The organism is Streptosporangium oxazolinicum, from assembly GCF_039537505.1.
GTDB classification, from domain to species: Bacteria; Actinomycetota; Actinomycetes; order Streptosporangiales; family Streptosporangiaceae; genus Streptosporangium; species Streptosporangium oxazolinicum.
This window is the reverse complement of the sequence record NZ_BAABAQ010000010.1, coordinates 378,728-385,253: the sequence shown is the minus strand read 5'-3', so window position 1 is coordinate 385,253 and position 6,526 is coordinate 378,728. Positions and strand designations below refer to the sequence as shown.

Sequence of the window (6,526 nt, the reverse complement as noted above, 5' to 3'; positions counted from 1 at the left end):
TGGAGAACCCGATGTCACGCAGCTCGTACATGAGCTGGTAGGTCAGCGTGCCCGACTTCGAGACCAGGCCGATGCGGCCCGCGCTGGTGATGTCGGCCGGGATGATCCCCGCGTTGGAGGCGCCGGGGCTGATCAGCCCCGGGCAGTTGGGGCCGATGATCCTGGTCCTGCCGCCCGCCGCCTGGGCGTGGCCCCAGAAGGCCAGCGTGTCGTGGACGGGGATGCCCTCGGTGATCACCACGCAGAGGCCGATCCCCGCGTCGACGGCCTCGATGACCGCCGCCTTGGCGAACCTCGGCGGCACGAAGACCACCGAGACGTCCGCCCCGGTCGAGGCGATCGCCTCGGCGACAGTGCCGAACACCGGGACGCTCCGCTCGGCGAAGTCGACCGTGCCGCCGCCCTTGCCGGGCGTGACACCGGCGACCACGTCGGTGCCCGCCGCGAGCATCCTGGCGGTGTGCCGTCGCCCCTCCGCGCCGGTCATGCCCTGCACGACCACCTTGCTGTCGCCTGTCAAGAAGATCGCCATGCTCGCCACTCCCTCTCGGTGCTCGCGTGCCCTTCGTGGGCGGGACCGGCGGGCTCGCCGGGTCCGATGGTCGGCCCGCTCATGCCGCGGCGAGCCTGGCCGCCTCTTCGGCGGCGCCGTCCATGGTCGTGATCTGGCGGACCGCGGGGTGCCCCGCCTCGGTGAGGATCCGGCGGCCCTCCTCGGCGTTGTTGCCGTCGAGCCGCACGACGATGGGGCGGCTCAGGCCGCGGTCGCCGAGCAGCCCGAGCGCGGAGACGATGCCGTCGGCCACCGCGTCACAGGCGGTGATGCCACCGAAGACGTTGACGAGGACCGACTTGACGTCGGGGTCGGAGAGGATGATCTCCAGGCTGTCGGCCATGACCTGCGCGGACGCTCCGCCGCCGATGTCGAGGAAGTTGGCCGGGCGGACCCCGCCGAAGCGCTCCCCGGCCTGGGCGACGACGTCGAGGGTGCTCATCACCAGCCCCGCGCCGTTGCCGACGACCCCCACGCGGCCGTCGAGCTTGACGTAGTTGAGGCCCTTGGCCCTGGCCCGTGACTCGAGGCCGCCGTCGCCGGGCCCGGCGGTCAGGGCCGCATGGTCGTGGCGGAAGCCCGCGCCCTCGTCGAGGCTGACCTTGCCGTCGAGGGCGATGATCGCGCTCCCCGCCGTCCAGACCAGGGGGTTGACCTCGACCAGGAGGGCGTCCTCCTCCACCATGACCCGCCAGAGGCGGACCAGCACCTCGGCCACCGCGTTCTGCAGGTCGGAGGGGAAGCCGGCGCGGGCCACCAGCTCGCGTGCGGCGCCCTCGTCGATCCCGGTCAGCGGGTCGATCGGCATCTTGATCAGCGCCCCGGGCTTGGTCGCGGCCACCTCCTCGATGTCCATGCCGCCGTGGACGGACGCCATGGCGAGGAAGCACCGGTTGGCCCGGTCGACGAGATAGGCCACGTAATACTCCTCGACCGGGACCGTGGCGGTCTCCACGAGGACGGTCTCGGCGATGTGGCCCTTGATGTCCATGCCGAGGATGTGCCGTGCCTCCTGCTCGGCGGCGGCGGGGCCGGGGGCGGGCCGCACGCCCCCGGCCTTCCCCCGGCCGCCGGTCTTCACCTGGGCCTTGATCACGACCGGCCCCCCGAGACCGGCCGCGATCGCACGGGCGGCCTCGGGGGTGGCCACGACCTCGCCGATGGGGACGGGGACCCCGTGCCGCGCGAAGAGTTTCTTCGCCTCATATTCGAACAGGTCCACGCGACCTCCCTGGATATGGTTCTTGTAGACGGTATACCGTATGGAAATCTACCCGTCCAGACCTCGACAGGGACTCCGGCGACGGATATTCCATACGGTATGGAGAAGACGCAGCTCGTACGAGACTGGCGGGGACGCGATTACCTCGTCGGCGACACCCCGCAGGATCTGATCAACCGCCCCCGGTCATGGATGTTCTGGCTCCCCTGGGCCGCCATGGCCTCCATCGGCGCCATGCAGTACGGCTACGCGGCGGCGGTGCCCGCCCTGGCGCAGGCGCGCGGCTGGCCGCTCGCCCCGGCCCTGGCGCCGCTGGCCGTCTGGATCGTCTGCCAGGCCGCCGTCGCCCTGCCCACCGTGCTGCTGCTGCGGCGCGGCGCGCTCGGGATCCGCGTCGCGCTGTGGGCCGGCGCGCCGCTCAGCGCCGCCGCGCTGCTCACGGTGGCCTTCGCCCGCGACCTTCCCGTGGTCGTCGCGGGCTACGCCCTCCTCGGCGGCGTGGGCGCCGGGCTGGTGTACGGCTCGTGCACCGAGGCCGTCGCCCGCTGGTACCCCGAGCGCCCGGCCACGCGGGTGGGCTTCACCACCGGCGCCTTCGCCTACGGCACGGCCCCGCTCGCGGTGGTGGCCGGCCTCAACGGAGATCCGGTGAGCGTGGGAGGCGCGGAGGGCGTGCTCCAGCCGGCGTTCACCGTGGCCGCGGCCGTCGCGCTCGCCGCGGTGGGCCTGGCGGCGGCCTTCGTACGCCTGCCGCCGCCGCACTGGTGGCCCGCCCACATCGACCCGCGCGCCTGGGCCCACGACCGGGTCGCGCTGCGCAGGGAGCCCCGGGCCGTCCGCCAGTTCTCCCTGAGCCAGGCGTTGCGCACCGGCTCGCTTCCCACCCTGGTGTCGATCCTGGTCTGCGCGGGGGCGGTCTCCATCTTCGACGTGGTCGCGCTGGCGACCTTCGGCGGCTTCTCCCCCTGGGCCGCGGTCGCCCTGCTCCTGGTGCTCAACGGAGCGGGACGCGCCTGCGCCATGATCTACGCCGAGACGACCGGGCGGGGGCGCGCGCTCAGCGCCGTGCTGGCCCTGCTCTGCCTCGGGCAGCTGCTGCTGGCCTGGGGGGCGGTGACCGGGTCGGCCGTCATGATCCTGGTGGCGACGGTGCCCGCGGGCCTGGGCGGGGGCGCGTTCTATCCGCTCATCGCCAGCCTGGTCCGCGAATACTTCGGCGAGAGGCACACCGCCTCGATCCACAGCGTGGTCTACAGTGCGAAGGCGGTCGCCGGGCTCGTCGGGGTCGGCCTCGCCGCTCTGGCCCTGACCTCGTCCGGGCACGCGGCGGCGTTCTTCCTCGCCGCCGGCCTGGTGCTGGCCGCCGCGGGCCTCAGCGCCACACTGCGTCAGCCTGGCCATCCGGTCACGCTTCCGGGGTGAGCGATGGTGTGATCAGGCTCACGACGGACACTCTGTCCGAAACTGTATACTGTAGGCAGTCGACAACAGACAATGGGCTGGCCAGATGAGGGGCCGCCACATTTTCTCATCCTGGAGCTGAAGAGACATGGTGCGGTCGGAACTGGCGAACTCGGGAGCGGCGCCCAAGATCCCGCGCCCGACCACCCTCCGGGAAAGCGTTTTCGAGGCGATCCTGGAGCTCATCGTGAACGGGAGCCTCAGCCCCGGCCAGCACCTCGCGGAGAGCGAGCTCGCCGAGTTGCTCGGCGTGTCGCGCCAGCCGGTCCGCGAGGCGCTGCAGATGCTCAGCGGCGAGGGCTGGGTCGACCTCCGCCCCGGCCATGGGGCGTTCGTCCACGCGCCGACCGTGCAGGAGGCCGACCAGCTGCTCGCCGTACGCGCCCTGCTGGAGACCGAGTCGGCGCGGCTGGCCGCGCTCAACTCGGACGCCGCGGGCGTGGCCCGGCTGCGCGAGGTGTGCGCGCGCGGGCTCCGGGCCCTGGAGGCGGACGACATCGACGCCTCCGTGGCGGCCAACTCCGAGCTGCACGCGCTGGTCACCGAGCTGTCCGGAAACACGGTTCTGGCCGAGCTGGCCTCCCAGGTTTCCCGCCGCGTGCGCTGGTACCACACACCGGTGGCCCGCCAGCGCGGCCGCGCCTCCTGGGAGGAGCACGGCCAGCTGATCGACGCCATCGAGACGCGCGACGATGTCAGGGCCGCGGAGATCATGCGCGACCACACCGAGCACACCCGCTCCTCCTACCTGGAGCAGCGGGCCGCCGAGCCCGCCGAGCCGAAGGAGCCCACGCCCGTGGCCCGCCGTCGGCGCCCGCGCTCGCTCAGCGCGAGCTGACCCTCCGTTCCCCCGGCTCCGCCCCCTCGGCGCGGGCCGCCCCTCCCCGGCCGGCGCGAGCCGATCCCGACCCGCTCCCGCTCTCAGCTCCCCGCTCCCCCGCTCGCGCCGGGCCGATCCGCCGCGAGCCGTCCCCTCCCGTGCTGGTTCGGTCCGGTACGGGCTGATCACCAGAAACCCGCTCCTGCCGGTCCGATCCGGCACGAGACGATCACGCGCGTCCCGGTCCGGGCAGGCACGTCCGGGCAGGCGCGGAACGAACCCCGTGCGAGCCGGCCCCGGACCCCTGCGGGCCGGCACCGGCGAACCGACGAATCAACCGAACCGACATGGGCCGATCACGCACGGGCCGAAGCCTGCCGCTCCAACGGATCGGCATCCGCTAATCCGTGCGGGCCGGCACCGGCTAATCCGTACCGACCGGCGCGGAAAAGCGCGGGTATCCCGCGCGGACCGTCACGGGATACCACCATTCCAAGGCCCTTCCCACCCGGTCCGAGCAGCTCACAGGCTAGTTGACACAGAATTCACGGTTGGCCCGTTTGGGTGAAACACCCAGGGCAGATACTGAACGAAAGAATTGGTGGTGATGATCGATGAGAGCGTTTCTCAACAGGTTCCGCTTTCTCACCTCTGGATCAGCGGGTTATTCCGCCGACGGCCGGATGATGGGGCTCGGCCTCGCGACGGCCATGCGGAAGTACGGCTCCGCGGAGAACGCCGAGCGCCATCTGCGCCGCTGGGCGACCGAGCAGCGGACCGACGGGATCGACGTTCCCAAATGAGCGAGCGGGCGGCCTCCGTGGAGACCACCCGCTCGCGACGGCCGGCCGCGCCTCAGCCGTCCGCGTGCGCCTCGCTCCGCTTCGTGGCGGGGCCGGCGGGATCGGGATCGACGGCGTCGGAAGAGGGGGAGGGGTCGGTCACCGGGTCCGTGGGACCGGCAGCCGGACCCTCCGCGGGGCCGTTCTGGTCCGCCGGGGTACGGCCGCGGTCGCTCCTCGACTTGAGGAGGCTGGCCACGGTGGTGATGGTCAGCGTGCCGATGATGACCCCGAGGGAGACCAGGATGGGAATCTCCGGGGCCCAGGAGACGCCGTCGTGGTGAAGTGCCTCGAAGATGAGCTTGACGCCGATGAAGGCGAGGACCACCGACAGGCCCTTGCTGAGATAGACCAGGCGGTCGAGCAGCCCTCCGATCAGGAAGAACAGCTGCCGCAGCCCCATCAGCGCGAAGGCGTTGGCGGTGAACACCAGGTAGGGCTCCTTGGTCAGCCCGAAGATGGCCGGGATCGAGTCGAGGGCGAAGAGCAGGTCCGTGGTCCCGATCGCCACCATCACGATCAGCATCGGGGTGACGGCACGGCGGCCGTTAACCACCACGGAGAGCGACGAGCCGTGGTAGGTCTCCGTGGTGGGGACGACCCGCCTGACCGTACGCAGCGCGATGTTCTCGGAGAACTCCGCCTCCTCCTCCTCATGACCGATGAGCTTCCACGCGGTGTAGATGAGGAAGGCGCCGAAGATGTAGAAGAGCCAGTCGAAGCGGGTCACGGCCTCCGCCCCGGCGGCGATGAAGATGCCGCGCATGAGGAGTGCCAGGACGATGCCGATCAGGAGCACCTTCTGCCGGTAGCGGTCCGGCACCGAGAAGCGGCTCATGATCAGCAGGAAGACGAACAGGTTGTCGACGCTGAGGGAGTACTCGGTGATCCAGCCCGCGAAGAACTCGCCGCCGTGCGACGGCCCCGTGACCACCAGCAGTCCCACGCCGAAGGCGACGGCGAGCGAGACGTAGAAGGCCACCCAGAACGTGCATTCGCGGAACGACGGTTTTCGCGGGTTGCGCGCGACGAGGTAGAAGTCGATGGCCAGGATGAGACCGAACCCGGCGATCGTGACCAGCCACACCCAGGTGGGAATGTTCAACGCACTCCTTTCCGTGCGCGGCGGCGTTCCTTGGCATGCCACAGCGCCTCAGCGTGCTCAACGTAGGCGGCGAACAGCTCGCGCGCCTGCGGATTGCGCTCTCTCAGGCGCATCAACCAGTGGGGCATGAGCCTCTCGTGCAACCAGACGAAGCCGATCGCGAAGCCGAGGCTCACCATGGCCTGGTAGGCCAGGAATCCGGCCGTACCGCCGGGAAGGCTGACCTGGCCGAAGACGACCAGGCCGGTGACCGCCTCCTGGAACAGCCGGGCCAGGGGAAAGCCGGCCAGCCAGTACAGGCCCGCCGGAGTGAACAACCCCGGCTTGAACAGGCCATGGCCCAGCAGGACGCCGTATCCCGCCCCAAGGAGGCCGAGGGGCAGGGCCAGCGTCAGTGCGGAGATCGCGGCCCAGCCGGAGGACTGCCCTGCGAGCAGGGTCAGCCCCCCGGCCATGGTGCCGGCGACGACTCCGATCAGTGCCCCGGGGAGGGCCAGTTCAGCGTCCTGTCGCATCGGCACGG

Annotated in this window: 6 protein-coding genes and 1 pseudogene; 3 read left to right on the top strand and 4 right to left on the bottom strand. The window is 71.3% G+C overall.

Going from position 1 to position 6,526, the window contains the following annotated elements:
* Both ABD817_RS26270 and sucC read right to left on the bottom strand, forming a co-directional pair.
* Positions 1-532, bottom strand: a pseudogene (locus tag ABD817_RS26270) (succinate--CoA ligase subunit alpha); the annotation flags it as partial.
* Positions 533-611: 79 nt separating this feature from the next.
* Positions 612-1,775: an ADP-forming succinate--CoA ligase subunit beta gene (gene sucC / locus ABD817_RS26265; protein WP_425583406.1), complete on the bottom strand. Its 1,164-nt coding sequence runs from the start codon at positions 1,773-1,775 to the stop codon at positions 612-614.
* Between the two features lie 99 nt (positions 1,776-1,874).
* Here sucC and ABD817_RS26260 point away from each other — a divergent pair, with 99 nt between their 5' ends.
* The 3 genes from ABD817_RS26260 to ABD817_RS26250 all read left to right on the top strand — a co-directional run bounded on the left by ABD817_RS26260 (position 1,875) and on the right by ABD817_RS26250 (position 4,859).
* Positions 1,875-3,197 (top strand): MFS transporter, encoded by a 1,323-nt coding sequence (locus ABD817_RS26260; RefSeq protein ID WP_344920809.1) that lies wholly within the window; start codon positions 1,875-1,877, stop codon positions 3,195-3,197.
* Between the two features lie 127 nt (positions 3,198-3,324).
* Positions 3,325-4,074: a GntR family transcriptional regulator gene (locus ABD817_RS26255; protein ID WP_344920808.1), complete on the top strand. Its 750-nt coding sequence runs from the start codon at positions 3,325-3,327 to the stop codon at positions 4,072-4,074.
* A 596-nt stretch (positions 4,075-4,670) separates the two neighbouring features.
* Complete coding sequence (locus ABD817_RS26250; protein WP_344920807.1) at positions 4,671-4,859, top strand: hypothetical protein; 189 nt, start codon at positions 4,671-4,673, stop codon at positions 4,857-4,859.
* A gap of 52 nt (positions 4,860-4,911) precedes the next feature.
* Here ABD817_RS26250 and ABD817_RS26245 read toward each other — a convergent pair whose 3' ends face one another.
* Together ABD817_RS26245 and ABD817_RS26240 are read right to left on the bottom strand one after the other, a co-directional pair.
* Positions 4,912-6,003, bottom strand: a complete 1,092-nt coding sequence (locus ABD817_RS26245) for a TerC family protein (RefSeq protein ID WP_344920806.1) — start codon at positions 6,001-6,003, stop codon at positions 4,912-4,914.
* Complete coding sequence (locus tag ABD817_RS26240) at positions 6,000-6,518, bottom strand: hypothetical protein (RefSeq protein ID WP_344920805.1); 519 nt, start codon at positions 6,516-6,518, stop codon at positions 6,000-6,002. The genes ABD817_RS26245 and ABD817_RS26240 overlap by 4 nt, the downstream gene beginning before the upstream one ends.
* Between the last annotated feature and the right edge of the window lie 8 nt (positions 6,519-6,526).